General features: G+C 47.6%; 24 protein-coding genes. 10 read left to right on the top strand and 14 right to left on the bottom strand.

Going from position 1 to position 26,129, the window contains the following annotated elements; genetic code table 11:
* Positions 1-54 precede the first annotated feature (54 nt).
* From AC3ITG_RS07535 to AC3ITG_RS07525, 3 genes are all read left to right on the top strand, one after another.
* Entirely contained in the window at positions 55-360 is a 306-nt protein-coding gene (locus AC3ITG_RS07535; protein WP_076291774.1) for a hypothetical protein, read from the top strand.
* A gap of 366 nt (positions 361-726) precedes the next feature.
* Positions 727-1,422, top strand: a complete 696-nt coding sequence (locus tag AC3ITG_RS07530; protein WP_231952780.1) for a threonine/serine exporter family protein — start codon at positions 727-729, stop codon at positions 1,420-1,422.
* 19 nt (positions 1,423-1,441) lie between these two features.
* Positions 1,442-1,891 (top strand): threonine/serine exporter family protein, encoded by a 450-nt coding sequence (locus AC3ITG_RS07525; protein ID WP_090998955.1) that lies wholly within the window; start codon positions 1,442-1,444, stop codon positions 1,889-1,891.
* A 248-nt stretch (positions 1,892-2,139) separates the two neighbouring features.
* Here AC3ITG_RS07525 and AC3ITG_RS07520 read toward each other — a convergent pair whose 3' ends face one another.
* From AC3ITG_RS07520 to AC3ITG_RS07485, 8 genes are all read right to left on the bottom strand, one after another.
* Complete coding sequence (locus AC3ITG_RS07520; RefSeq protein WP_489253325.1) at positions 2,140-4,002, bottom strand: transglycosylase domain-containing protein; 1,863 nt, start codon at positions 4,000-4,002, stop codon at positions 2,140-2,142.
* Entirely contained in the window at positions 3,996-4,784 is a 789-nt protein-coding gene (locus AC3ITG_RS07515) for a hypothetical protein (protein WP_413376317.1), read from the bottom strand. Before AC3ITG_RS07515 ends, AC3ITG_RS07520 begins: the two co-directional genes overlap by 7 nt.
* Before the next feature lie 168 nt (positions 4,785-4,952).
* Positions 4,953-6,089 carry a sensor histidine kinase gene (locus tag AC3ITG_RS07510; RefSeq protein ID WP_489253324.1) on the bottom strand — a complete coding sequence of 379 codons (1,137 nt, stop codon included), beginning with the start codon at positions 6,087-6,089 and terminating at the stop codon, positions 4,953-4,955.
* Positions 6,090-6,144: 55 nt separating this feature from the next.
* Positions 6,145-6,867, bottom strand: coding sequence for a response regulator transcription factor (locus AC3ITG_RS07505; protein WP_449008476.1), 723 nt, complete (start codon positions 6,865-6,867; stop codon positions 6,145-6,147).
* A 339-nt stretch (positions 6,868-7,206) separates the two neighbouring features.
* A complete protein-coding gene (locus AC3ITG_RS07500; RefSeq protein WP_489253323.1) occupies positions 7,207-7,674 on the bottom strand; it encodes a DinB family protein in 468 nt (155 codons plus the stop codon).
* 174 nt (positions 7,675-7,848) lie between these two features.
* Entirely contained in the window at positions 7,849-8,793 is a 945-nt protein-coding gene (locus AC3ITG_RS07495) for a DUF1963 domain-containing protein (RefSeq protein ID WP_489253322.1), read from the bottom strand.
* A gap of 155 nt (positions 8,794-8,948) precedes the next feature.
* Positions 8,949-10,238 carry an ammonium transporter gene (locus AC3ITG_RS07490; RefSeq protein WP_489253321.1) on the bottom strand — a complete coding sequence of 430 codons (1,290 nt, stop codon included), beginning with the start codon at positions 10,236-10,238 and terminating at the stop codon, positions 8,949-8,951.
* A 2-nt stretch (positions 10,239-10,240) separates the two neighbouring features.
* Positions 10,241-10,654: a hypothetical protein gene (locus tag AC3ITG_RS07485; RefSeq protein ID WP_063564360.1), complete on the bottom strand. Its 414-nt coding sequence runs from the start codon at positions 10,652-10,654 to the stop codon at positions 10,241-10,243.
* 281 nt (positions 10,655-10,935) lie between these two features.
* On the opposite strand from AC3ITG_RS07485, the gene AC3ITG_RS07480 reads away from it, so the two are divergent.
* Complete coding sequence (locus AC3ITG_RS07480) at positions 10,936-11,394, top strand: DinB family protein (RefSeq protein ID WP_489253320.1); 459 nt, start codon at positions 10,936-10,938, stop codon at positions 11,392-11,394.
* Between the two features lie 131 nt (positions 11,395-11,525).
* Here AC3ITG_RS07480 and AC3ITG_RS07475 read toward each other — a convergent pair whose 3' ends face one another.
* Positions 11,526-12,029, bottom strand: a complete 504-nt coding sequence (locus tag AC3ITG_RS07475) for a GNAT family N-acetyltransferase (RefSeq protein ID WP_489253319.1) — start codon at positions 12,027-12,029, stop codon at positions 11,526-11,528.
* Positions 12,030-12,129: 100 nt separating this feature from the next.
* Positions 12,130-13,278, bottom strand: a complete 1,149-nt coding sequence (locus AC3ITG_RS07470; protein ID WP_489253318.1) for a M23 family metallopeptidase — start codon at positions 13,276-13,278, stop codon at positions 12,130-12,132.
* 218 nt (positions 13,279-13,496) lie between these two features.
* Here AC3ITG_RS07470 and AC3ITG_RS07465 point away from each other — a divergent pair, with 218 nt between their 5' ends.
* The 3 genes from AC3ITG_RS07465 to thrS all read left to right on the top strand — a co-directional run bounded on the left by AC3ITG_RS07465 (position 13,497) and on the right by thrS (position 18,475).
* Positions 13,497-14,264 (top strand): response regulator transcription factor, encoded by a 768-nt coding sequence (locus AC3ITG_RS07465; RefSeq protein ID WP_489253317.1) that lies wholly within the window; start codon positions 13,497-13,499, stop codon positions 14,262-14,264.
* Positions 14,261-16,021 (top strand): sensor histidine kinase, encoded by a 1,761-nt coding sequence (locus AC3ITG_RS07460; RefSeq protein ID WP_489253316.1) that lies wholly within the window; start codon positions 14,261-14,263, stop codon positions 16,019-16,021. The genes AC3ITG_RS07465 and AC3ITG_RS07460 overlap by 4 nt, the downstream gene beginning before the upstream one ends.
* A gap of 477 nt (positions 16,022-16,498) precedes the next feature.
* Entirely contained in the window at positions 16,499-18,475 is a 1,977-nt protein-coding gene (thrS, locus tag AC3ITG_RS07455) for a threonine--tRNA ligase (protein ID WP_489253315.1), read from the top strand.
* A gap of 116 nt (positions 18,476-18,591) precedes the next feature.
* Here the strand turns inward: thrS and AC3ITG_RS07450 are convergent, their stop codons facing one another.
* Positions 18,592-19,455 (bottom strand): SDR family oxidoreductase, encoded by an 864-nt coding sequence (locus AC3ITG_RS07450; RefSeq protein ID WP_489253314.1) that lies wholly within the window; start codon positions 19,453-19,455, stop codon positions 18,592-18,594.
* A 129-nt stretch (positions 19,456-19,584) separates the two neighbouring features.
* On the opposite strand from AC3ITG_RS07450, the gene AC3ITG_RS07445 reads away from it, so the two are divergent.
* Both AC3ITG_RS07445 and AC3ITG_RS07440 read left to right on the top strand, forming a co-directional pair.
* Positions 19,585-20,130, top strand: coding sequence for a hypothetical protein (locus AC3ITG_RS07445; protein ID WP_489253313.1), 546 nt, complete (start codon positions 19,585-19,587; stop codon positions 20,128-20,130).
* Positions 20,131-20,201: 71 nt separating this feature from the next.
* Positions 20,202-20,933: an MBL fold metallo-hydrolase gene (locus tag AC3ITG_RS07440; protein ID WP_489253312.1), complete on the top strand. Its 732-nt coding sequence runs from the start codon at positions 20,202-20,204 to the stop codon at positions 20,931-20,933.
* 101 nt (positions 20,934-21,034) lie between these two features.
* On the opposite strand, the gene AC3ITG_RS07435 is transcribed toward AC3ITG_RS07440, so the two are convergent.
* Positions 21,035-22,243 (bottom strand): PQQ-dependent sugar dehydrogenase, encoded by a 1,209-nt coding sequence (locus AC3ITG_RS07435; RefSeq protein WP_489253311.1) that lies wholly within the window; start codon positions 22,241-22,243, stop codon positions 21,035-21,037.
* 255 nt (positions 22,244-22,498) lie between these two features.
* Between AC3ITG_RS07435 and AC3ITG_RS07430 the strand changes: the two genes are divergently transcribed.
* Positions 22,499-23,590: a M24 family metallopeptidase gene (locus AC3ITG_RS07430; RefSeq protein WP_489253310.1), complete on the top strand. Its 1,092-nt coding sequence runs from the start codon at positions 22,499-22,501 to the stop codon at positions 23,588-23,590.
* Between the two features lie 146 nt (positions 23,591-23,736).
* Here AC3ITG_RS07430 and AC3ITG_RS07425 read toward each other — a convergent pair whose 3' ends face one another.
* Positions 23,737-24,420 (bottom strand): queuosine precursor transporter, encoded by a 684-nt coding sequence (locus AC3ITG_RS07425; protein ID WP_489253309.1) that lies wholly within the window; start codon positions 24,418-24,420, stop codon positions 23,737-23,739.
* 259 nt (positions 24,421-24,679) lie between these two features.
* Positions 24,680-26,077 carry an L-cystine transporter gene (locus AC3ITG_RS07420; protein ID WP_489253308.1) on the bottom strand — a complete coding sequence of 466 codons (1,398 nt, stop codon included), beginning with the start codon at positions 26,075-26,077 and terminating at the stop codon, positions 24,680-24,682.
* Positions 26,078-26,129: the final 52 nt, after the last annotated feature.

The following is a 26,129-nucleotide window of genomic DNA, read 5'->3' as shown; positions in this document are numbered from 1 at the left end:
TAGGCAGATGCATACCTTGAAGTAAGAAATTATTTTGAGGAAGGGTTGTGCATCATGTCTGAATCCACATCCACACCATCCGCACGGGTCGTATACCAAGCCAATCAACCAATGCTCCAATCCGTGCAAAGTGTGCGGAATATGCTTCATCATACAGCCCGGCAGCATGTAGGCAAGAAGGTGCAAGTCCAGAATATCGATGGTCAGGTATGGGAAGGTGTCATTATCAGCGCAGATCGGGGAATATTGTATCTCCAGGTTACGCCGATGCATGGATATCCTGAGCCACGTGCCTTGTTTGGACCAACCATTCTGCCACTGGTGCTGTATGAGCTGTTGGTCATTACCCTGTTGATGTAGTTGTTTTTTGTTTCGATCGAGCCTAATCCAAGAAGCTTCACTCCCTTTGACCATCAGGCCCTGGGAGCGGAGCCTTTTTGGGGTTTTAGGAGTAATTGGGTTATCAATTTGGTGTGAATGTATGCATTAATCTCTGCAACCTGGATGACCTCCTGTCGTTCGTGCGGTATGTTTCCTTGCTAACGTGTGAAATATGATACAATGGTGTCGGCACCAAGCCTTATCTCATATGAACGGAGCTTGATCCGGTTGGAATATATCCCACATGATCCTCCACCCGTGCCTCAGTCTGAAACGGAGCTGGTTGGGACAAATCATACTGAACAATCCCGCGTGATTGCAATCTGTCTATTAGCAGGCAAAATCATGCTGCAAAGCGGCGGTGAAACCTATCGTGTGGAAGATACGATGAAACGCATGGCTGCCGCGCTGGGTCTTCCCCATTCGCACAGTTATGTTGTGCCCACAGGTATCTTCTTCTCGGTTGATGCAACCGAGCCTGCCAAGCTGATACGGATCTCTGAACGAACCACGGATTTGCACAAGGTATCCGAAGTGAATGCCGTTTCCCGGCGTATTGGACAAGGTGAATTGTCCGTTGAAGATGCCTATGCATTGTTACAACAAATTGAGGGACAACCCTCCTCCTATTCTGCGGTTGTGCGGCTTACGGCGGCGGCGTTATCCAGTGGGTGCTTTACCATTATGTTTGGTGGAGGCTGGGTCGACTTTCTCCCTGCGGTACTCTGCGGTGGTATTGGCTATGCAGCGGTCATTGCCTTCCATCGACTGGTACTGGTGAAGTTTTTTGCCGAGCTGACAGCTTCATTTGTCATTGGCCTGCTCGCCTTTTTGCTTGTCTATATGGGCGCGGGTCATGAACGGGACAAAATCATTATTGGCTCAGTCATGCCCCTGGTACCGGGACTGCTGATTACCAATGCTGTGCGTGACCTGATGGCCGGGCATCTCGTGTCCGGGTTATCCAAGGGAGCCGAGGCGTTTCTGACAGCTTTTGCGATTGGTACCGGCATTGCTGTTGTTTTTTCACTTTTTACGTAAGACGGAGGAGTTGCAGGTTATGCTTCATTTTATTGAACAAGCCTTGACCAGCTTTGTCGCCTCGGCCGCATTCGGTATTATTTTCAACGCTCCTCGGCGCATGCTGCTTCACGGTGGATTTGTCGGCATGATCGGCTGGCTCATCTATATTGTGCTCGAATATGCAGCAGATGCAGTTCCAGCAACACTGGCAGCGACCATTGCGGTAGGTGTCATCAGCCAGTTGTTCTCCCGCATGTTTCGCGCGCCCGTCATTATCTTCAGCGTAGCAGGTATCATTCCGCTCGTTCCCGGTGGACTGGCGTATAATGCGATGCGTAATTTTGTGCAAAATGACTACGGTGCTGCCATGGAGATGGCTGCCAAGGCGCTTATGTTATCCGGTGCCATCGCGATCGGACTTGTATTGTCCGAGGTGTTGAACCAGATGATTCGTCGTATACCCGAATCATTGCGAGCAAAATCCTAACACAGTAGATGAATATATTATCACTAAACTAAAACGATAAAGACCCGTCGGAGACAAGGTAAACGCTGTCTCCAACGGGTCTTCTATATTCCCTACCAATGTTGATCTGTAATCATCAAATTTGCAATGTTTTGTTTTCTTCGTTTTATCCATTTGTTAGGTAACTGTACGATCCATAAAACAGAACTCCCCATGTCTGTCGAAAAATCTTTTTCCTTGTCCATTGCTGTACGGTAAATCATTCTCTTTTATGGCAAAGCACGCTTCATAACCGACGCAAATAAATCCGCCGCCACACCACTTCCGGATCTCATATAATGCTCTGCATCTGTACGATCAAATCCCATCCAGACTGCGGCCGTCCACTTGCTGGTATACCCTACAAACCACAGATCCCTATTCGCCTCCTTGTTTACACCAGGTAATGCAGCCTGCGTTGTTCCTGTCTTCCCCGCTACCTTATGCTGACTCAGTTGTGCCCTGCTACCTGTTCCTTGACTGACCACATCTTGGAGCATGCCGGTCATGGCCGTTGCCGTACTGTTGGAGATCACCTGCTTGTTCTCTGGCTTAAGAACATAGATTGTCCGACCGCGTGAATCCTTAATTTCACGAATTAGATGTGCCGTATTGGACTTGCCGTTATTGGCAAACACGGAATATGCCTGGGCCATTTTCAGTGGAGACACCCCTTTATGTAAACCACCCAAGGCAATCGACAGATTGAGATCCTCCTTGCCCAGTTCAATGCCCAATCGACCTGCAAATTGATGTGCGCGTCCCAGTCCTGTCTCATGGAGCAGCCATACGGCCGGAGCATTGATGGAATGTTCAATGGCTTGCGACATCGTAACTGCACCTCTGTAACGCCCACCCAGGTTGCTCGGTTGATAGCTCCCATATTTCATGCGTTGATCAGGCAGCATGCTCTCTGGCTTAAACCGACCAGATTCCAATGCAGGTCCGTATGCAATAATGGGCTTAAATGCAGAACCGGGTTGCCTTGCATTCGTCGTTGCCCGGTTAATGCCTCCTTTTACAGGGTCTCTCCCGCCCATCATCGCTTTGACTTCACCGTTATGCTGGTCCAGTATGACCATACTCGCCTGAGCTTGCTCATCCTCACGATCATCGGTGAACCGGGAAGATTCACGGAATGCTTGCTCCATCGCCAGCTGCGCTTGATCATCCAATCCCGTACGAATGGTCCAGCCTGCGGATTGAATCTCTGCTCCACTCTTGCCTGTGAGTCGGGAAGCCTCCTCGATTACCGCATCCAAGGCAGACACGTAGGCAGGCACTGTTGAGCCTGGAGTCGATGCAGATGTTGAATTGGACGGTGGATAGTCCACACTTCGCGCTTCCTCCATCTGTTTCTTTGTAATGATTCCTTGCTCATGCATGAGGCCAAGAACCACAGAACGCCTCTCTTTGGACAGGTCTTCCCGATCCACCGGATTGTATATGGAAGGTCCCTTCGGAATGCCGGCCAGCGTAGCCATTTGCCAAATCTCCAGTTGATGTAAATCCTTGATCCCGAAGTAACGCCATGCCGCGGCTTTAATCCCATATTGCTGGCGTCCCATATAAATATGATTCAAATACAGCTCCAATAGCTCATCCTTGCTAAATCTCTTTTCCATCGCCATGGCAATCGACATTTCATTCACCTTGCGAACCAGCGTTTTATCTCCGTTCAAGTACAGATTTCTGGCTAGTTGCTGCGTAATCGAGCTACCTCCCTGACTCAGGTTCATATGTAAAACATCCTGCACAACCGCCCTACCAATCCCGATAAAATCCAGTCCATCGTGGTTATAGAAACGTCGATCTTCCGTAGCCAGAAACGCCTGCTTTAACAGATCGGGCATATCCTTCAAATCGGCATACTCCGCATATCCCTTGGTCTGTACTTGTAATCTCGAAATTTCTGTTCCATCTGCATTGGTAATGATGGTGGAAGAGGCCACTAATATGGCCTCAGGATGATTGCGAAGTACACCTTCGCCGTAAGTAACCAGATAGATATAGCCGACCGCAAGCAAAATAACGATTACTACAGAGGCATCAAATATGTGATAAATCCCGCGCCTTATGCTGCATTTCAACATTCAGGCTCCCTAAATACATGTGGATTGGAGCTTGAATGTTCCTGTGGCTTCATTTCCACAGAATCCAGGGCAAGTTCCAGCCTTAACGTCTGTTCATACGCCAGCCTGACCCAGTGCTGAATCTCCGCTTCATCCCGGCAGCGTCCTTCTATGATCGTATCAAGCGAAGAACGAACACCGTAGATAGTCAGTTTAATCGGTAGATCGGCACTTATGCGACCAGATTGTGATCCAACCAAATCTGCTTGAATACGTTGCTTATGGATTCTCTCACTTTCTAACATCATTTGTTGCCGACTACTTTCATCATCATACATACCAGAACTGAACCATTCTTCGCCTCTCCTGTCTCGATCTGTCCACTCCTGGTCTGAACTATTTAAGCGCTCCGCTTGAATACGTATCGCAATGTCATTAAGATCCGCGGCAATCTGTCGCAACTCTCCTCCGTTCAACACTTCTATCTGTGCTGGAATTCGGCCATTTGCCAGTTCATGAGTTCCACGACCAATCACCTTGAGGTCATCTGCAATCTTCTGGGATCGAATCCAAAAAAACAACGCAAACATACCACCCCCAATGAATATAACTAATGGCGTTGTACCGATATGGTTTATCATCCAGTACATAATGCGAGTTATTCCTGTTGTCTCCGATAGGATATGATGGTGGGCAAAACGTAACATGTGATAAACGACAAATAGGAGCGCTGCGCTAAGTAACGCACTTGCTCCGCAAATATATATGTAGCTCAATCTGACTGTACGTAATAATAACCTCATGTTCGGCATCCTCCTCAATTTTGCAGTTCATGCGTTCGATTGAGGTTAAGAATATCGAATATTTCTTAATGAAGAAGTGGGTAACTTCTTATCATTTTCTTAATTCAGCATTTAGCATAAATGCTGAATCAAGAAAACTCTTATACATTAGAAGAGGATTCAGCCATGTTAACGTTCCTCTGGATCACTATTCATCGGAGGAGCAGTCACCGGAAAACGGGTAACAAAATCAGTTCGGCCCTGCTCACTATATGCAGCGATACTTCCGTGATGTAATTCAATCATGGATTTGGCAATAGCCAGTCCCAGTCCGGTGCCTCCCGTATCACGCGAGCGAGATTTGTCTACCCGGTAGAATCGATCGAATAAATGCGGCAAATCCTGCGCCGGAATCGGGTCACCATAATTGCTGATGCGCACCACAGCTTCTTCACCTTCAAGAGACAAGCCAATCTCCATCACTTTCCCCTGTGCACCATAACGGATCGCGTTACTGAACAAGTTCTCATACGCACGAACAAGCTCTCCAGGAGCGGCATTAATCCATAAAGGTTCTTGTCCACCAATGATCTTGTATGTCATGCCCGCTTCTTCCAGCATCGGAGCGAACTCCTCCGCAAGCTGCATCAGGAATGGATTCAGGTTCAAGGAAGTCAATGACAAGGGTAAGCTACCACCACTGACACGGGTATATTCGAACAAATCGTCGATCAGCTTCCTCAATGTTAAGGATTTCTCGTACGCAATACTCACGTAATAGCGCATCTCAATTTCATCCTGGTACCGATCCTTCTCTATGTATTCCAAAAATCCGAGAATAGAGGTAAGCGGAGTCCTCAAATCATGAGAAATGCCTGTAATCAAGTCATTTTTGGCAGCGACCGCACTACGCTCCTCCTGCAATGACAGCTGCAATTGTTCAGCCATCTGATTAATACTGGCAGCCACAACACCAAATTCATCCGATGTCTTCACCTCAATCCGATGAGACAACTCCCCTTTGGCCACTTCCTGAATTCCCGCCGTAATCTCGTCCAGAACCAGCATCACCCTGCGCGTGAACAGAAAAAAGAACAACACGAAGCCAAGTATGCCAACCATGATCATTAATGGCACCGACCCAATATTGTTTACCAGCCACCTGATGCCCCTTGCAGGAATCGAATAATCAGGATAGGTCTGAGCCGCCAGAATGGAGTGTACAACTTTGCTGCCCCCATACAAAATAGCCGCCGTCAAAATACCACTCAACAGAAATGCGTAGATAAATTTCCACCGGACTGTGTTAATTAATTTTGAATTCATCTCGGAACTCCCTGCTCACGCTACTGTATCCAATTAACCTTGTAGACGCACGTGCTTATTGTGGTTTGATCATCTTATAACCAACACCCCATACTGTCTGTATGAATTTGGGATGTTTGCTGTCGAGTTCGATTTTCTCACGAATCTTGCGGATATGCACCATGACGGTATTGTTGGACTCCATAAACTCTTCTTTCCAGACCTGCCTGTAGATCTGCTCCATACTCAACACAGAGCCTTGATGGCGCGCCAGCAGCTCCAAAACAGCAAATTCACGGGGAGTTAAGCGAACAGGCTGCTCATCCACCCAAACCTCATGCGTATCGGTGTTAATGACCAGATCGTCAATCACCCACTCATGCTCCTTGTTCTCACGGCCTTCATTGAAGGTATGGTACCTGCGAAGCTGTGACTTTGCCCGTGCTACAAGTTCAAGCGGGTTAAAAGGCTTGGTCACATAATCATCGGCGCCGATGCTCAGCCCTGTAATTTTATCGATATCCATGCTTTTGGCGGACAGCATAATGATCGGCATTTTCTGCTCTTCCCTAATTTTCATACATGCTTCAATTCCGTCCATATTCGGCATCATGACATCCAGAATGATCAGATCAATTGGCTCTTTCTTCAATTGCTCAAGCGCCTCAATCCCATCACTGGCTGTCAGAACCCGGTACCCTTCATTGCCAAAATAAATCTCCATCAGTTTTATAATATCCTGCTCATCATCCACAAGCAGAATGGTTGCTGGCTGTGCCACGGCATTATTCCTTTCCATTCCATGAATCATTACTTGATCAAAGTATACCACTAGGAAATGAATCTGCGAAAAATCATCGCCTTTGAAAAGAAGAAAAACGTTGGATTTCCGGTAAATGAGTACCCTCTCATAATGGTTACAATTATGGTGACCCGATACAGCTTCTGAATGTTCATCTATCTCTCTCATCATAAGTGGTATTGTTTTCTTCCACTTGGCAATCTCTATTATTAACGTATAATATCGTCGATCTAATCTTTGCTTAACCGTTGCTTGTTGCGGATAAAGTGCTCTATGTATTCTATTAAATCTTGCTCTATATTCAGGCAGAACCTAGCATTACGGACCTTGGTCTATCTATTCAAACAACGCTACTTTGGGCTCTATACCAGTCAGTGTCAGCATCGTATGCAGTTGACCCCTGTGGTGATACACATGTCCCATGATCTCAAGCAGCCACTCCAGACGACTGTACGAAGCTCCCCAATAGGAGTCAGTCACCTGTAATAATTCCTCCGTATTAAACTGTCTATATCGATGATAGAGGTACATCTGATTCGCAATCAGCGCTTCCTTGATCTCACACAGTGAATTCGGCTGATTTTCCTCGTAAAATAAAGCCATTTCTTCTTCGGAAGCGCCCTCCGAAATATGTACATCTGCACGACAAATGACGGATAGATGAGCAAGCAATTCTCCAACCGGCCGTTTGCCTTCAATCGGAGTCAAAGCCAAGTCCTGCTCCGACAGTTGGTCACATAAATTGATTAATGATGTCACTGCCACATCAATATGTTTAAATGCAGACTGAATCAACTGAAACACTCCCTTTTTATCCCATTATATAGAACGTATGATCGCTAATCAACCATAAATTCCCCCTTTATATATAAACCAGCTTTGATCGAAAACCAACATTGACGAACAAAAAAAGTCCCTCCTCCCTCATATAGACGGGATTTGGGACATTTTGTTGCTCCGATGATAACAAACACGAACTCAACTGGAATATAACGAACAATACGTTTGATCGAATCGTCCCGCGAGCAAATCAGCCTTGCGAATGAAAAATTGCAACTCCCCACAGTCCCACCATTGAAAACCGATAGCGTCATGCGTATCAATTTTCAATAGAAGCAGTGTATCCGCAAGCTCTTGTTGTGTCCGTTCCTCATCTCCACCATAATGAGCAGTCAGCTTCTTCTCACACGCCTGCTCGTCATAAGCATATTCTTCACCAAGTACGATCTGTAACAGCGCCTGATGCTCTGCATCCGGATGCTGACCATCCGGGTATCCAAACATACCACCCCAGTTCTGCGTACTCGGATGATTCCAGCTGGACTCAAATTCAAGGTATCGGTCATATAGACCTTCCTCCCCTTCGACGGCTACCGTTCCACCAGACAGCGGGGCGGCGATTGCATTCAGAGCCAGAGAATCAATGTATGCGTATGTAGGAAACTCGAGATTAGGCAGCACTGTTACCGAATGAGCTACAAAATCGTCCTCACCCAGCGCGGTTTCGCCATCAGGCTCTCGCCTTATCAGGTTATGAGCGTCCGGCTCGTAGATCACACGATGCTCAATATGATAAGCAGGTTCATCCACACCAATGAAAAAGTATAACATGCCCCGTTCGGGCAAACTCCCGCGCCCATCATTAGGCGTATATGGCGTCAAATCCACGAGATTCAACTGGGCCAGGAACGTCATGGGCACCCCATCTTGTGTCAAAGGCCATTTCATGTTCCCCGGCAGATCCGGATTTCCACCTACACGTGAATTTCCTGTTCTGCGATACTCATCGATTGTCGATACATCAAGGCGAATTCCCCAACGGCTTGAAGATAACAGCAGATCGGCAGCATTACCCAATCCATATTCTTCAAGAGTTTTCCGGGCTTTTCTGGTCAGACGTTCACATTGTTCAGGTTTAATCATACAGATCCTCCCCTTCTGACAATACATCTATGGTGAGACATATTCAGGTTCACACCTGTATATTCTTCCGCTGACTCTTCTTTCCCTGCTTCTAGCGAAAAAAGAGACTGACATCCCTTGTCAGTCTGCTTCCTTATTATCCATTCGGCTCATTCTTAACGATCACGATTCGGTGAATCATCTTGAAAAGCACGAATATGCTCCTCGCCATCCAGAAATTCATGCGACTGGTGTGCAGCCATTACACCATGATAACTAATATCCAGACCCAAATCTTCCTCCTCTTCCGTGGAACGGACAGGAACAATCTTGCCAATCAGTTTCAGACCAATCCAGGTCATGACAAACCCCCAGACGACCAAAGCCGTGAGGCCGAGCGCTTGAACACCCAGCAGCCTCCAGCCACCTCCCATGAACAAGCCACCATCCGTTGCAAACAAACCCACGGCAATCGTTCCCCACATCCCGGATACAGCATGAACAGGGAACGCACCTACCGGATCATCAATCTGCCTGCGATCCAGCCAATTCGTTGCAGCCATCATGAGCAATCCGGATACCGCCCCGATGAATATCGCAGCCACATCGCCGACAAAGGCACACCCTGCCGTAATACCGACCAGACCGGCAAGCGAGCCATTAATGACCGATGGTGCGTCTGAACGATTGAACCGGAACAAGGTGTAGAGCAGTGTAACCGCACCGCCCGAAGCAGCAGATAACATCGTAACGATAGCAATGTGACCGATCCTGACATCAGTCGCACTGAGCGTACTTCCTGCATTGAAGCCAAACCAGCCGAACCACAGCAGGAATGCACCTACAGATGCCAGCGGCAGATTACTTGGGAGCGCAATGGCACTTACGCCATGCGGCGTGTATTTGCCTTTACGCGGCCCAATAATAATCGCTGCGGCCAGTGCAGAGAACCCGCCCAACGCGTGAATGACTGCGGAACCGGCGAAATCCTGCATCCCTAGCTTGCTGAGCCAACCGCCGCCCCATGCCCAGTGTCCACCAATCGGATAAATAATGGCCGTCATCAATATGATGTACAGCAGATAGGCACGAAAGTTAATCCGCTCAGCAACAGCACCCGATACGATGGAAATGACGGCAATGGTGAACGCGGCCTGGAACAACCAGAATGTTTCCAATGATACGGGTACGTCCAGGTGAGACAAGTCTCCATTGAGGAAAAATCCGGTTATGCCTACAAAACCTCCAGCATCGGAGCCATACATCAAGCCAAATCCGATGGCATAGAAAAGCAACGTTCCAATGGTAATGTCAGCGAAAACCTTCATAATAATATTTACACTATTTTTATAACGTACAAAGCCAGCCTCCAGCAGGGCGAATCCGCCCTCCATCAACAAAATCATGGCTGCACTCAATACGACCCAGACCGTATCAATCCCGGAGCTTAACGTCTCCAAAGTCATGCTTATACATCCTCCGTTTCCCTAAGCTGTCTAATCTCCCGGATCGTTTCGGGCGTAAGCTCGATTTCGTCCCGTTCGATGCTGTCCGGATGCTTGATTCGTTCAGCAATGCGGTCCAGTTCTCTTATCCGCCGCCGGATTTGTTCCATTTTGCGAAAACGTTCCTTCACCTGGACCATATATTCCACCGCCTGGTGATGGGATGCAGGGCGGCCTGCGAACCATTTGCGTACAGTCGACAAGGATTGATAAGCCACTTCTTCCGCACGTTTTTTTTGTTCGAATTGTTCAATTTTATGTTTAAGCGTTTCGATCTCATTTTCTTTTTTGACCTTGAGCTGTTGGATAAGGTACAATAAATCGGACGATGATATTTGCAATGCTGTATGGTGATACACCTCGTCAATTACTAACATACCATGTCAGGACTCCTTACATATCAAGTTACTTGTTATCGATTATAGAGTCCAGCACTACTTAGCGTCAATCCTTTTTTGGCGATCGCATGATTTGATATGATCCGTTTATAAAAATAACTTCAGCCCTATTCACATAACTTCAACTAACAAAGTAAATTAAACACACCTTCGCATTCACCTTTCATATCCTCTATGATGTATATTAAGCATCCACATTTTAGGCACTGCACTTACACAAGCTGACATCATAGAACTCATATAAAGGAGAGGATCGCACGATGTTCACTCGTAATGACGACATTCGGAGCCAAATCTGGGAAGCCGTCTCTGGACTCAATGAAGAGCAATTGAACCTCCAACCCACACCTGACCACTGGAGTATTATGCAAGTTCTCCGTCACCTGAATTTGATGGAAAGCATAATTGTGAAGCAAGCCCGCGCCGCGCTAGAGAAGGAACAGACCGTTTCTGTGGACAAAAAACCATATGAGCTTACACTGGATCGCAGCCACTCTGTCAACGCCCCGTCTCATCTCCAACCTCCTGCGGAACCAGAAACGCTGGCGAATGTTCGTCACGACCTGGAAGACTCACATCAAGCGTTGATGCACGTTGCACAAGATCATGAGGCTGAACTGCTACGAAGCAAGTCGTTTCTTCACCCGGTTTTCGGTGAGATGGATCTGGTCCAGTGGATCGACTTTGCAAGCTATCATGAAGAGCGTCATCTGGCATAGATTCAGGATATTAAACAAAGGCTTGGCGTGTCGCACACCTAAGTCATCCCATGTTTGGTTCTATGTAAGCAAAAATAACCTCCAATCCACGCATTGTGGATCTGGAGGTTTTCATTTATTTTAAAACATGATTATAATTTCTTGCCCAAAATCGCCAAATCTCGATTGATGCCATCCAGCACAGCCACTTCAGGGTAATAGCCCCACTGTTCAAAGCCATGCTTGCGCAATAATCCCAGACTCGGTTCATTATGTCCAAACACAAAGCCCAGAATCGTCTTGATTCCAAGTGCAGGACAAGCGTCAAAAATGGTATTCAGCAAACGTCCACCAGCCCCAATTCCCCGGCACTGCTGATCCACATACACACTAACTTCCACCGTCCCATTGTACGCAGGGCGTCCATAAAACGAACTCAGACTAGCCCAGGCTACAATCTGTCCCTCATGTCTCATCACCCAGAGTGGGCGGTGATCGGATGAATGCTCCTCAAACCACGGAATACGTTGCTCGACGGTCACCGGCTCCAAATCCGCCGTCACCATCCGGCTCTCAATCGTAGAATTATAGATTTCCACAATCCTTGGCAAGTCCTCACGACGCGCATACTCAATCTGCACACTATCCAGCTTCATGTCTACTCCTCCATCATCCAGATCGATTCTATCTTATGACGGTATTATAACGGAGGAAGGAAGCGGACGTCATCCCCTAACATTCAGCTCAACTCCACACTTACTCAGGCAACCCTTGAATCGTGTTCCCCCGGGTTAGCTGCTGACTCTGATCCGCCCAACGAATGTTAACAGAACGGGAAGCGAATAGATCCGGGCCGTCTGAGACCTGGAAGTGCAGATGAGCTTCGCTGGAATTACCTGAGTTACCCAGCTCTCCAATGAGGTCTCCCTGCTTGACTTTATCCCCTTTTTTGACCGCCACACTGCCTTCCTTGATGTGCCCGGTGATGCTGTATTCTCCGTTTCCATGGTCAATGACCACATTATTACCTGCCGGTTCTTCCGGGTTCATAACACCTGGTGTGTTGTCTGGAATATCATTCTTGATATCGACTACGGTTCCATCTGCTGCTGCATAGAGCGGCTCACCAAAAGCGTAGTAGTTTTCATTCACCTTCGCATCTCCGTTGTAACTGGAAGCTTCTTTGGTGCGAATGATATCTAGCGCATAGCGCTGTGTTTCATGCTCGTAATGATAGTTCGACATCACATCATCGCCTCCCCAGAACACATACCATTCACCCTTCATAGGAAACTGGAATTCGGTTTTGGTGAACGTTTGATCCGTATCCTCATGAGGTTCCAGTGGTTGGATCAACAGACCTTCAATCTGATTGGCTTCGGTAAAATAGGCTTGAATCCCTTTGGTCCCTGTTTGATCTTTCCAGGCAAACTCGGATAAATGGTTCACTTTGGCATCCACCACTAGATCAAAGGAAGTTACTCCCTCAAGGAATTGGTCCGAAGACGTTTTAAACTGTTCAAGCGTTAGTGCTCCCTTCAATTCCGGACTCAACTGACTGTAAATATCATCCTTGGAACCATTCATTAATGTATCGATGAAATTGTCGGGTGTAATGATGGCGCTTACCTCTTTACCTGAATTTTCTTCCTGATGGGTACTCTCACTCGCTTCATTGGTATTTGTCGTCTGTTCCTTGGACTGCTGCTCCGCCTGTTCGGATGTAATCGAGTTACTATTACTGCAGGCAGACAACATCACGCAGGCTCCAAGGGCAATGGCAAGCAACTTCCAGCTCTTTTTGCTCTGTAATTTCTCATGTGCAGCATATCCTGATTTCGGAAGACTTTCCCCGCCATTTAAGTGATTCGCACGAATCTTAGATCCTTCTTTTAACCTGTTCATTTTCTACATCCCCTCTGGTGTTCGTTATACTTTCCAGTTAAGTGTACAGAATGAATCTTATCCTTCGTCTAACCCATCCTTACATGTAGTTAAACTGTGGAGTCTTCTATAGCTTCATAATTAAGATTCCGTTAAGATAGCTCACACACTACATAGCCCTTTCGGATGGTATGATTAGCAATAAACAAACAGGAAGCCCTAGGAGGTCATTTCACATCATGGATCACGTCTCCATACTACTAGTTGATGATGAACAAGCCATTTTACATATGCTCAAAACCGTCCTGCTCAAAGAACAATTTGTAGACATCGACACCGTTACCACTGGAGAAGAGGCGATTACCGCCAGCGAAAATAAAACCTATCACTGCATCGTGCTGGACATCATGTTGCCTGGCAAAAGCGGACTGGAAATATGTCCCTTTCTGCGGCAAGTGACCGATGCACCGATTCTTTTTCTAACTGCCAAAACAACGGATTATGACAAGTTAACCGGATTCGCGGTTGGCGGCGATGATTATGTCGTTAAACCATTTAATCCACTGGAAGTGGTCGCCCGCATCAAATCACTACTGAAACGCTATTTACCTACCAAAATGGCGACGACTACGACGGTGACTCCAACCTCTTCTGACGTAACTTCGTCATCTCCTGCTGTGCAGGAAGGGGTATATGATTTTGGCCGTTTTCAAGTATTTGAACAAGCTGGTGAGCTTCAAGTTGAAGGTCAGTCCGTAACTTGTCCGGCTCTTGTCTATCAGCTGCTGCTCTTTTTCTGCAAGCATCCCAATCGTATTTTTACCAAATCGGAATTGTATGAGCGTGTATGGGGTTCGGAAGCGATCAGTGATGACAACACCGTTATGGTTCATATTCACCGTATTCGTGAGCGGATTGAAGCTGATCCCTCTAACCCTGCGTTTCTCGTCAACGTCCGGGGGCTGGGATACAAACTCATTTTGCCTAACCAAGTGTCACGCGCATGAGTATTCGTCGCAGGTTAATGACCCGATTTATCGGTATGCTTGCTGGCGCTGTAGTCCTTATCATCCTGTTGGGTTCTGCAGCCACTTATTGGGTCGTTCAGAAGGTAAATGAAGTAAGCCTGGTGGATGACTTCGCTACCAGTGGTCTTGACCAACTGATTAATACCGCAGAAATCATGCCCGATGGGACGGTCCGCTATGATCCCAGGCTGCTGAAGCAGGTCGAGAAAAATCAGGGATGGCTTCAAGTTGTGGATGAAAAAGGCTACGTCATTGATGATTTTGATACACCGGATGACGTTCCGAAGCAATACAAGCCTGGAGAGCTGATCGCATACTGGGAGGCGAAAAAGCCGTTCCCATACCAGATCGTCATGCTGATTCGGGAGAAAAACGGCGAGATGTTCACCTTGCTGTACGGCGAACGCAATCAGACCAAATCCTTACTCGATCAATCCCATGAGGGCAGTCATTACACCAATGGAGAGCTTATACTTCCCCCCAAACAAGAGGATGCCATTCGTTCCAAAGGTGCCTATCTGCAAATTTTGGATGCCTACGGTCAAGAGCTGGCTTCTTATAATAAACCTGCCATGGGTGTCCCTAGCAGTTACAACATACAGGAACTGGCTTTGCGTATTCGTTATCCCAATCGATATGGGATATCGATCGCAACCTTTTACGATGAACAGAATGGCACGACCTGGATGCTCAGTATACCTGTCGATCCAACTGCTACAGGGGATGAAAATCCCTATAACTTCATTTTGACCCCAGTGCTCATTGTGCTGATCCTATCCGTTGTCATTTTGCTAATTCTGCTGGCCCTATGGTACGCCAATCGTTTCGGTTCCCCCATGCTACATATGCTCCAATGGCTCCAACGACTAGAACAAGGACATTATGAAGAACCCAAAGGCATTGGCGGCGTACCTCGCAGCCAGCGACGAAATGGCAAGTGGAAACGGAAATACCACGTGTATGCTGAAGTGCTTCGCTCCATGCAGGCATTATCCGCAACATTGAAACAAGATGAAGAGCTCCGCAAACAGACCGAATCTCTGCGTGAGGAATGGATCGCCGGAATAACGCATGATCTCAAGACACCGCTATCCTCCATCCAAGGATACGCCCATATGCTTGAAGCACAGAAATATAGCTGGTCCCCGGAAGAAGTGAGAGAATTTGCGGGCATTATGCTGGACAAATCCATGTATATGGACCGACTTGTGAATGACCTTGCCATGACGTACCGATTGCGAAGCGGCGGATACCAGCCACCTGTGGAAGAAACTGACGTAAATACGCTGCTGTATGATCTCGTCCAGCGTGCAGAACGCAACCCGGTATATGGTGAGGGACGTATTGTGTTCCGGCCTGCGAAAGTTCCGGTATACGGTCATGTGCATATTCCTTCGTTTGAGCGTATTGTGGATAATCTGACCGCTAACGCCCTTCTGCATAATCCAGCGGAGTCGACACTGACCGTTAGTGTACATCCGGGTAAACAGGCTGGGGAGTTCAGTGTTCATTTTGCCGATGACGGTCAAGGAATGGACCCGGAACTGGTCTGGAGGCTGTTTGAACGATATTACCGAGGGACCGATACAGGCACGTCCGATGTCGGATCAGGCCTTGGTATGGCGGTAACAAAAGGGTTAATTGAAGCGATGCAGGGCCGTATTGAAGTACAATCGACTTCTGGTGAGGGTACTGTCATTCGATTAATATGGGATGGACAATCAGAACATGGGTAAAAAAACATTCCGCTTGACCTTTTCATTTTCAATCTATATAATCGACACTCAATAACACCTGTTCCAATATATTGATATGAACTTCAACGATATTAAGATCAATTCAATTGATATCGATTTTGCATATTTGGCGATGACCAGAGACAAGATTCCGTTTGCGTGCTGCCCAGAGAGAGAAGGGATTGGTGAAACCTTCTTCAGCGAACGGACCGGAATTACCCCTCTGCAGCCGTGACCTCGAACTTCAGCTTTTCGGTCTTCTTCATGAATTCCGGACAAAACTGTCAGTAGAGTTCACCGCCTGATCCCCGATAACGGATTCCAATGAGGGTTATGATGTTCTTGTCTGCGGCGGCTGGTCGTGTTCAGGAGCATTCATAACCAAATTAGGGTGGAACCACGAGCTGAGCGCACTCGTCCCTTTTCCGGGACGGGTGTTTTTTGCGCTTCAAATTTGAATATTGGAGAGTGGTTCACATGAGTAATCCGAATAATAACAGCCAATCCAGCAACCAATCGAATGACCAACAGCACCCCGGGCATCCGATTGAAATTCGCCTGCAAGGCGGAGCTGTACGTTCTTATAACGCAGGCATCACTGTAGGAGCGGTCGCCTCATCCATCAGCACAAGTCTGGGTAAACAAGCCATCGGCGGAATCGTAAATGGTAAGAATGTCGATCTCGACTGGGTGCTTGAGCAAGATTGTGAACTCGTCATCGTTACTTTGGACAGCGCGGAAGGTCTGTATCGTTACCGACACAGCACAGCTCATGTACTCGCGCAGGCTCTCAAACGCATCTACGGTGCGGAACAAGTGAAGCTGGGCATCGGGCCTGTCATTGAAGATGGATTCTATTACGATGTTGATCTGGAGCATGCTCTATCCATCAGTGATTTGGCTGCCATTGAGCAAGAAATGAACAAAATCATAAAAGAAAATGAAAAGATTAACCGCCGGGTAGTTAGCCGGGAGGAAGCGCTTCACATCTTTGGAGAGATTCAGGACCCGTATAAGCTTGAACTTATTCAGGATTTACCGGAGGACGCTGAGCTTTCCATTTATGACCAAGGAGAGTTCTTCGATCTCTGTCGTGGCCCTCATCTCCCGTCCACTGGTCGAATCAAAGCATTCAAACTGCTGAATGTGGCTGGTGCATACTGGCGCGGCAACTCGGACAATAAAATGCTGCAGCGCATCTACGGCACTGCTTTCCCGAGCAAAGCCCAATTGGATGAACATCTACACATGCTGGAAGAAGCGAAGAAACGGGATCACCGCAAACTGGGTAAGGAACTTGAACTGTTCATGTTCTCCGAAGAAGCACCCGGTATGCCGTTCTATCTGCCCAAAGGCATGACTGTCCGTACAGAACTGGAGCAATTCTCCCGTGAATTGCAACTACAGGAAGGCTATCAAGAAGTTCGTACTCCCCTCATGATGAACAACCGTCTGTGGGAGCAATCGGGTCACTGGGAGCATTACAAGGACAATATGTATTTCTCGGAAGTGGACGATGCCACTTTTGCCCTGAAACCTATGAACTGCCCGGGACACATGCTGATTTTCAAAAATACACTCCATTCCTATCGTGAGCTGCCGATTCGTATGATGGAATTCGGTCAGGTCCACCGCCATGAATTCTCAGGCGCTCTGAACGGTATGATGCGGGTGCGGACTTTCTGTCAGGATGATGCCCATCTCTATGTGATGCCAGAACAGATCGAGGAAGAGATCAATCAGGCGATTTCATTGATCGGTCGCATGTACGACATCTTTGGATTTGAGTACAACATTGAGTTGTCCACTCGTCCGGACGATTCCATGGGATCGGAAGAACTGTGGGATCAAGCAGAAAGAGCATTGCAGAATGTACTTGATCGGCGCGGTGTGAAATACCGCATTAACGAGGGTGATGGTGCCTTTTACGGTCCGAAAATTGACTTCCACATTCTCGATGCACTGAAGCGCAGCTGGCAGTGCGGAACAATTCAACTCGATTTCCAAATGCCCGAGAAGTTCGATCTCACTTATATTGGCGAGGATAGCCTGAAACACCGTCCTGTCGTGATCCACCGTGCCATCTATGGTTCAATCGATCGTTTCATCGGCATCCTAACTGAACATTATGCAGGTGCATTTCCACTCTGGCTCGCGCCCGTGCAAGTGAAGCTGCTGCCAGTGTCAGATCATTACGCAGATTATGCGCTTCAAGTTCAGAGCCAGCTGCGGGCTGCCGGTATTCGGGCAGAAACAGACTTGCGCAGTGAGAAGCTCGGCTACAAAATCCGTGAAGCTCAGATGGAAAAAGTGCCTTACTCGCTCGTGCTCGGGGAAAATGAGAAAAATGCCTCATCCGCCTCTGTCCGTGCATACGGTCAGGGCGATCAAGGCATTCAGCGCATTGAAGCATTTATTGAGCTGATTCAGCAAGCTGTGAAGGCCAAAGCCTAAGCGCTTAATCAGGAATGGGCTGAAACTTAACGTTAGAGGCAGCCGTTAATATGGATAACGGCTGCCTCTAAATCTATCGAAAGGACGCTGCCTCTTCTGCTTCGAACAGTCAGCAATTACAATTTTTCTTCGGGTCTAAGTCCGACTTGCTCTTCGCTCCATTTCCAGAAACGCTCAGCAGCTGCGACATCCAGCGCATGTGCTTTCAATTCCTGGTCCTTTTGTTGATAGAAGTAACGCCCGGTTACTCCGGCGACTTCAGGGCTTGTGGCGAGATAGATGGCCGTTTGTGCCCCTTCTTCAGGTGAAAGGAAAAACGGCAGCTTGCCCACCAAAGCCATAATGCGTGTGCCAAACCCAGTATTGCGGTCTACGCCAATACTTGTACCAACCGCACCGGGATGAAGGCAGTTGACCGTGATCCGGGTTTCCGCCAATTTGCGGGCCAGAACACGGGTGAACAACACGTTAGCCAGCTTGGATTGAGCATAACTTTTGATTGGATTGAAGCCTTTATGCAGATGGGGATCTTCGAAATGTATTTTGCCGGCTTTGTAGGCACCAGACGAAACATTCACTATACGCCCCTGCTTCGCAGACTTCAAAGGTTCGATCAGGAGTAAGGTAAGCAGGAAATGTCCAAGATGGTTAATACCGATAGCTTGCTCGAAACCATCGGAGGTTTCTTGGCGCTTCAACATGACGACACCCGCATTATTAACGAGAACGTCAAGTGTGTCGTAACGCTCACGGAAGGATTGGGCAAAATGACGGATGCTTTCCAGTGACCCCAGGTCACACAGCATCAGTTCAATCGCAGTAGAGCCAGACTGACGCAGCGCCTCCTCCAGTGCCTGCTGTCCGCGCTTCTCGCTGCGGCACGCCATAATCACGTGATACCCTTGCCTTGCAAGTTCAATGGTGGTTGCCAGACCCATGCCTGAATTGGCTCCCGTAACAATGGCTGTTGGAATGGACATCAGGTACTTCCCTTCTGAACCAGAGGTTCTTCATATTTTGAGACAGTCATCCTCTTGTTTTTAAAGCACTGCTGACCTCAATATGAGATAATCAAAAGATCACATATTGGTCTTATAGGGAGGATACGTATGCTAACCAAAGAAGACTTCAAGAAACTGAAAAAAGAAGCGAAACTTGAGATTGCACTAATCGAACAGGAAGTTCAAAATCTCCAGCAAAAGATAGACTCATCCCTGTATGAAAAAGATAAACTGTGGAACGATGAAGAGCTTGGTGGGCTTACCCAAAAACGGAAAGAGCGAAAATATAGTTCATGGACGATTGAATTATGCACGATCATTGAAGACCTGCTGAATCAACTATACCAGCAAACGTATCAAAAAAAATTTAATTCGATCCAACTGATGAAAACTCCTGCATACCGTTCATTATCCAATATCGAGATCCTTCAGGCTGAATTGAAAAATCAGCATCTTTCCCTGAAATCGGGAGAAGAGAAATTTGAAGAAGAAATAGCCAAAGTGTTTCAACAGAGAAATAAACTTATTCACTCCAACTTTTCTTATGCTTCCATCATTAGAGAAAATCACGATGCAAAGCAAGAGTTTGAATCCATCCTGGATACGGTGAAGAAATATAGAAAACACTTGAAATATAATCAGCCAGAGAATTGACGAATGCATGATACATGCAAAATGGTCCTACACGACAAAGGAGGTGCACCGGATTCGCTCCGGAAACAAATATGAACAATCAATCCATGGATATTACGGTTCTAAATCTTCATATTGTCACACCTGCGGGTAAAAACCCGATCTACCCTGTTATGTTGCGCGATGAAGATGGTATTACGCTTGTGGATACAGGCATGATTGACCAATTCGCTGAACTTCAGTCCGCACTGGAGCATGAAGGCGTTCAGCTATCTGATATCAAACGCATTATTGTAACACATTCCGATATAGACCACATTGGTAACCTTGGTGCTCTTGTGAATGCTGTTCCAGATGTGGAAATCTGGACGCATAGCGATGAAATTCCGTATATCACGGGCAAAGAGCCCATGATAAAGTTCACACCAGAACGCAAAGCGTTGCTGCCTGAACCTATAGCGGAGCTCGCGGAACAATTGATCTCACAACGGACTGAGTTCAAAATATCCAAAGTGCTAGAGGACGGTGACATGCTATCCCTACAAGGCGGTATTCAGGTCATTCATACACCCGGACACACCCCAGGACATATCTGCCTGTACTTCCGGGAGCAACAGTTCCTGCTCGCTGCCGATGCATTGCGTGTGGTTGATGATGAATTGGTGGGACCTTCTCCACCCGCAACACCGGACATGCCTGAAGCACTGCGCAGCTTGAAAAGATTACTTGGGCTGAAGCTGGAGAAGGTACTTTGTTACCATGGTGGCGAGTACACCGATGAGCCGAGTCGGCGGATTGCCGAACTCGCGGAAAGTGCAGACTAATTGGTACCTGCAACTAAGCTATATTTACGCAAATAATGAAGCGAAGGGGTTGTCCCATACGTCATGAACATGGCGGGACAACCCCTTTTCTATTGTAAATGTTACGGTTTCGGCGTCAGAACGATTAATTGGTCATCTCCATCACGCGGAGATCCCCTACCATCAAGGTTGTTCGTCAGCACATACAACTTCCCGTCCTCCCCGGCAGTCACATTGCGAATACGTCCCCACTCGTCTTTAAAAATCGGTTTCACCTTCGTTACTTGTGTACCATCTTCGGACAGAGTAATTTTAAGCAGTTGTTCACCCCGCAGATTGGCAACAAGCAGTGATCCGGCCCACGGACCTTCCTCTATAAAGGCTACACCTGATGGAGCCCATGTTTCATCTCCACTATGGGCAAGCGGAGCCTGATATGTGCCGTTGTCATCATCGTCTCCCTCCACCTCAGGCCAGCCATAATTCTCACCGGCTTCAATCCGGTTAATTTCATCAAAATTACGCTGACCATGTTCCGTTGCATACAGATAGCCATTGTCCGGGTTCCAAGCCAGGCCCTGTGCGTTCCGATGCCCCATGCTGTACATAGGTGAATTAGGCCAAGGATTATCTTCTGGGATCGATCCGTCTAGACCAATACGCAATATTTTGCCACCCAAGCTATCTTCGTTCTGGGCCAGCTCCGGTTCATACCGCTCACCTGTCGTAATATAGAGCAGATTGTCCGGGCCAATCTTGATCCGTCCTCCATTGTGATTCACACCACCAGGAATGTCACTGAGCAGCTCCTTATCTATGGTCGCCTTCCCGTCACTTACCTTCAAGCGCAATACCCGATTGGCAATGTCACCATCACCTTCCAGATAGGAATGGTATGCATACAGATAGCCGTTATCATCAAAATCCGGATCAGCATCAAGTCCAAGCAGGCCACCTTCCCCTTCTTCATTAAACGGTGCAGAAAATTCAATGAGAGGTTCAGATGCCAGCTCTCCGTTCTCGATGACCCGAATGGTACCCGGTCGCTCTGTTACAAACATCCGTCCATCAGGCACGCTTACCAACTCCCAGGGTACATTGAGTCCGTCGACTAGCACGGAAGCCTCGTAAGGGATTACAGTATTTTCGTCTGTTTCCTCTTCCCTACCATTCGCACCGTTATTACCACCTTCCGCTGTCTGTCCCTGACCTGTACCCTGTCCTTGTGACGTCTGCTGCGATTCTGTCGTCGGGTCACCCGAAGCACAAGCAGTTAGCAAAGCCATACTGAGTAACGAAGCATATAACGGAACGTTTAGTCGATTATTCATGATTACATCTCCCTTCTGATGTCGTTGTTATATCGTGTAATCCTAGTTTCAAGGACCGTCCATTTCCAAAGTAAATAAGTAAGTAAGCAAATTAGCAACCCTACGCGGTTTCGCCCTGTATTACCCTCCCTACCTGCCACTCAAACGGGTAGTTAAAGCTAATTTTCGGTCATCATTCCTTCCTCCATTTGGATTTCCCCGACATTCTTCTATAATAGAAAGATAGAACGAACTGAAAGGTGGACAACTACACTCATGAATCAAACTCCTTTATCCCGGCTGGAAGCTGGTCTGTCTATGCAAGGATTGGACGCCATGCTGATTACAGATCCGAAACATATTTACTATTTAACAGGTTTTGCGAGTAATCCGCATGAACGTTTCCTTGGGCTTGTCCTTGCACGCGGCGAAGATCCGCTGTTGATCGTGCCTGCACTTGACGAGGAAGCTGCCGCTGCCGCTTCTTCGGTCTCGAACATTGCCACGCATTCAGATACGGACAATCCTTACGCTTTATTTGAGCGTTATCAAGGACGTCTGGGCCGCATAGGTCTCGAAAAAGAATACGTGACTGTCGCACGTTATGAACAGTTGACCGCCGCGCTGGGCGCTGCCAACTTTGAAGATGTCGGCCCTTTGCTTCGCACCTTGCGTGTGAAAAAAACACCGGATGAAGTCGCTCGCATTCGCCACGCCATTCATCTGATCGAAGAGACGCTCCGCCAAGGACTGTCTCACGTTCGTACAGGTGTAACCGAAATCGAACTGGTTGCCGAAATGGAATACCAGATGAAGAAACTGGGTGCAGACGGCCCTTCCTTCGATACGATGGTGCTCACTGGCCCCAAAACAGGCTTGCCACACGGCACACCAGGTGAACGGAAATTGCAGCATGGCGATCTGTTGATGTTCGATATGGGTGTCTACGCTGGTGGGTATGCATCAGATATTACGCGCACATTTGCCTTTGGTGACATTTCACCTGAACTTAAAACCATCTATAACACTGTGCTCGCAGCAAACGAAGCTGCCATTCGTGCAGTTAAGCCAGGTGTCACCTGTGCGGATATTGACCGTGCAGCACGCCAGGTTACGGAAGAAGCCGGATACGGCGAACGTTTCCTGCACAGAGTTGGACATGGAATGGGCATTGACGTGCATGAGTATCCTTCACTGCATGGTCAGAACATGGACATTCTGGAGGAAGGTACGGTATTTACGATTGAGCCGGGTATTTATGTAACCGGCGCAGGCGGTGTGCGTATCGAGGATGATGTACTTGTGACGGAAACTGGCGTTGAGGTGCTGACGTCCTATCCAAAAGAGCTGCAAATTCTGACGGACTAATCCTCTTTGGGATCATATCACTTTCGTTTCCATTTCTCTGAAGAAAATATGGTGCCATAACCAAAAGTCCCGCGAAACCATGAATGAATGGCTTTGCGGGACTTTTGTGTTGAATTCAACATTTTCCGGACGAATTAACTACGAATCTAGGCTTCATCCTTGAATTTAAAGCTTCGTGCAACATATAGAAACGGCGTTCCTACCGCGGTCAATACAAATTTGATCACGTACGTCGTCAAGAAAATTTCAAGCCAGACGTCCCATGGATAGATGAAGGCAAACGCAATCGTGCAGAATACCAGTGTATCCGCGAACGAACTGATGATCGAGCTACCGTTGGTACGTATCCACAACTGATTGCGCCCTGGCGCCACCTTGCGCAGCCAAGTGTACAGTCGCACGTCCAGGAACTGACTGATGAAATAGGCTGTCAGACTACCGAGTGCCAGACGTGGCAGCATACCAAACAATTTTTCCATCGACTCCTGTGCAAAATCCGTCGATGCCGGCTCAAAGAACAATACCATCTGCATCAGCACTGTCGTCATGATCAATGTGAAGAACCCGAACCATACGGCTTTACGTGCCTCACCTGGTCCATACTTCTCATTGAGCAGATCACTGGTCAGGTACATGCTGACATACATCGTATTGCCCAGTGTTAGAACGATACCCATAATATCTATCGTTTTGGTCACCTGTATATTGGCAATGACGGTTGCCACACCAATCCAGGCATAAAGACCCTTTTTACCGAACAAGCGGTAACACAAAAGAAAAAAGCCATACGTTACGAGAACGAAAAGCGCTCCCCATCCTAAATTAAACACAATTCATACACTGCCTTCCTAGTTTTGATTACGCGGGATGGTTACGAACCGCGGTTTGGCTCTGGGCCAAAACATGAATACTCTATCACATTTCCTCAAGGTTGAACAGCACTAAAAAACTCCAACTGGCTTCGGGTGATATTTACGGTATGCCCAACGGATGCCAAAAGCAAAAAGCCGCCCTCCGGATTAACCCGAAGAACGGCTGCTCTTGCATGGCTTGTGGCTGTAACTGCCATCCGCCTATTATGAATCTGAATTACACCTGAACGGCTGAATCCAGATCACGGCTTTGATCATTGAATGTATCCTGATCGTTTTCTTTCAAAATTTTACTGGATACGAGACCTGCGGTCATCGAATCGTTCACGTTCAGCGCCGTACGGCCCATGTCGATGAGCGGTTCAACCGAGATCAGCAAGCCTGCCAAAGCTACCGGCAAATTCATTGTGGACAATACGATCAGGGAAGCGAAGGTTGCCCCGCCGCCTACACCGGCTACGCCGAACGAACTGATCACGACCACCAGGATCAGGGTAATAATGAAGTCCCAGCTCATCGGGTCGATTCCGACCGTAGGAGCAATCATGACCGCCAGCATGGCCGGATAGATCCCGGCGCAGCCGTTTTGACCAATGGTAGCCCCGAAACTTGCCGACAGGTTCGCAATCCCGTCCGATACGCCCAGCTTCTTCGTTTGTGTCTCCACGTTAAGCGGAATCGCTGCCGCACTTGAACGGGATGTGAAGGCAAATATCAGCGTTGGCAGAACCTTTTTCACATAGGTAATTGGATTGAAGCCAAACAGTGAAATAATAATCAGGTGGATGATGAACATTACGATCAACGCCACGTAGGAAGCAATGACGAATTTGATCAGCTTCAGAATCTCATCCGGGTTCGTTGTGGCGGTTACCTTCGTAATCAGCGCCAAAATCCCGTAAGGCGTCAGCCTTAGCACAAGCGTTACGATCCGCATAACCACCGCATATACCGCATTGACCATGCCGCGGAACGTTTCCGCCTGCTGTGGTTTTTTACGATCCAATCCGAGCACTGCCACACCGATAAACGCCGAGAAAATAACGACAGCCAGCGTGGACGTGCGACGTTCTCCAGTCATGTCCGCGAATGGATTCGACGGAATGAACTCCAGCACTTGCTGTGGAATCGTCTGATCCTTCACGTCAACGAGACGTTCCTCCATCTTCTGCCCCTGTGCAAGCTCTCTGTCTCCACCTTCGATCTCAATAGAAGTCAGGTTGAAGCTCAAGCTCGTCACAATACTCACGCTTGCGGCAATCGCCGTCGTGATGAGCAGGATTGCGATAATCGAAAGGCTCATTTTACCGAGATTCTGCTTGCCTTTCAGATTCATGATGGCCGAAATGATGGAAACCATAATCAATGGAATCACGACCATTTGTAACAAACGAACATATCCTGAACCGGCCAGATTAAACCAATCGACCGACTTGGTAATAATGTCAGAATCAGATGTGTAGATCAATTGCAGAATGACGCCGTATACCACCCCAATGCCCAAACCCGCAAATACACGCTTGGTAAACGAAATATGTTTCTTCTGCATCCAGAACAGGACACCCAGAAGAGCGAGCATAACCACTACGTTCAAAATGATTAAAAAGGTATTCATCTGTATAAATCCTCCTCAGTGTGAGTAACCGTATATTCCGGTTTTCTACTCG

This window comes from Paenibacillus sp. GL_099_B (assembly GCF_057835695.1).
This window is presented reverse-complemented; position numbering and strand designations above follow the sequence as displayed.

What these genes read in the sequence shown, in the direction of transcription:
- AC3ITG_RS07480 (WP_489253320.1), top strand. Translation starts at nt 10,936, where the DNA reads ATGTTCACTCGTAATGACGACATTCGGAGCCAAATCTGGGAAGCCGTC.
- AC3ITG_RS07520 (WP_489253325.1), bottom strand. Translation starts at nt 4,002, where the DNA reads ATGTTGAAATGCAGCATAAGGCGCGGGATTTATCACATATTTGATGCC.
- AC3ITG_RS07535 (WP_076291774.1), top strand. Translation starts at nt 55, where the DNA reads ATGTCTGAATCCACATCCACACCATCCGCACGGGTCGTATACCAAGCC.
- AC3ITG_RS07530 (WP_231952780.1), top strand. Translation starts at nt 727, where the DNA reads ATGCTGCAAAGCGGCGGTGAAACCTATCGTGTGGAAGATACGATGAAA.
- AC3ITG_RS07445 (WP_489253313.1), top strand. Translation starts at nt 19,585, where the DNA reads ATGCTAACCAAAGAAGACTTCAAGAAACTGAAAAAAGAAGCGAAACTT.
- AC3ITG_RS07460 (WP_489253316.1), top strand. Translation starts at nt 14,261, where the DNA reads ATGAGTATTCGTCGCAGGTTAATGACCCGATTTATCGGTATGCTTGCT.
- AC3ITG_RS07485 (WP_063564360.1), bottom strand. Translation starts at nt 10,654, where the DNA reads ATGTTAGTAATTGACGAGGTGTATCACCATACAGCATTGCAAATATCA.
- AC3ITG_RS07465 (WP_489253317.1), top strand. Translation starts at nt 13,497, where the DNA reads ATGGATCACGTCTCCATACTACTAGTTGATGATGAACAAGCCATTTTA.
- AC3ITG_RS07490 (WP_489253321.1), bottom strand. Translation starts at nt 10,238, where the DNA reads ATGACTTTGGAGACGTTAAGCTCCGGGATTGATACGGTCTGGGTCGTA.
- AC3ITG_RS07515 (WP_413376317.1), bottom strand. Translation starts at nt 4,784, where the DNA reads ATGAGGTTATTATTACGTACAGTCAGATTGAGCTACATATATATTTGC.
- AC3ITG_RS07510 (WP_489253324.1), bottom strand. Translation starts at nt 6,089, where the DNA reads ATGAATTCAAAATTAATTAACACAGTCCGGTGGAAATTTATCTACGCA.
- AC3ITG_RS07525 (WP_090998955.1), top strand. Translation starts at nt 1,442, where the DNA reads ATGCTTCATTTTATTGAACAAGCCTTGACCAGCTTTGTCGCCTCGGCC.
- thrS (WP_489253315.1), top strand. Translation starts at nt 16,499, where the DNA reads ATGAGTAATCCGAATAATAACAGCCAATCCAGCAACCAATCGAATGAC.
- AC3ITG_RS07420 (WP_489253308.1), bottom strand. Translation starts at nt 26,077, where the DNA reads ATGAATACCTTTTTAATCATTTTGAACGTAGTGGTTATGCTCGCTCTT.
- AC3ITG_RS07430 (WP_489253310.1), top strand. Translation starts at nt 22,499, where the DNA reads ATGAATCAAACTCCTTTATCCCGGCTGGAAGCTGGTCTGTCTATGCAA.
- AC3ITG_RS07470 (WP_489253318.1), bottom strand. Translation starts at nt 13,278, where the DNA reads ATGAACAGGTTAAAAGAAGGATCTAAGATTCGTGCGAATCACTTAAAT.
- AC3ITG_RS07505 (WP_449008476.1), bottom strand. Translation starts at nt 6,867, where the DNA reads ATGGAAAGGAATAATGCCGTGGCACAGCCAGCAACCATTCTGCTTGTG.
- AC3ITG_RS07435 (WP_489253311.1), bottom strand. Translation starts at nt 22,243, where the DNA reads ATGAATAATCGACTAAACGTTCCGTTATATGCTTCGTTACTCAGTATG.
- AC3ITG_RS07475 (WP_489253319.1), bottom strand. Translation starts at nt 12,029, where the DNA reads ATGAAGCTGGATAGTGTGCAGATTGAGTATGCGCGTCGTGAGGACTTG.
- AC3ITG_RS07450 (WP_489253314.1), bottom strand. Translation starts at nt 19,455, where the DNA reads ATGTCCATTCCAACAGCCATTGTTACGGGAGCCAATTCAGGCATGGGT.
- AC3ITG_RS07440 (WP_489253312.1), top strand. Translation starts at nt 20,202, where the DNA reads ATGAACAATCAATCCATGGATATTACGGTTCTAAATCTTCATATTGTC.
- AC3ITG_RS07495 (WP_489253322.1), bottom strand. Translation starts at nt 8,793, where the DNA reads ATGATTAAACCTGAACAATGTGAACGTCTGACCAGAAAAGCCCGGAAA.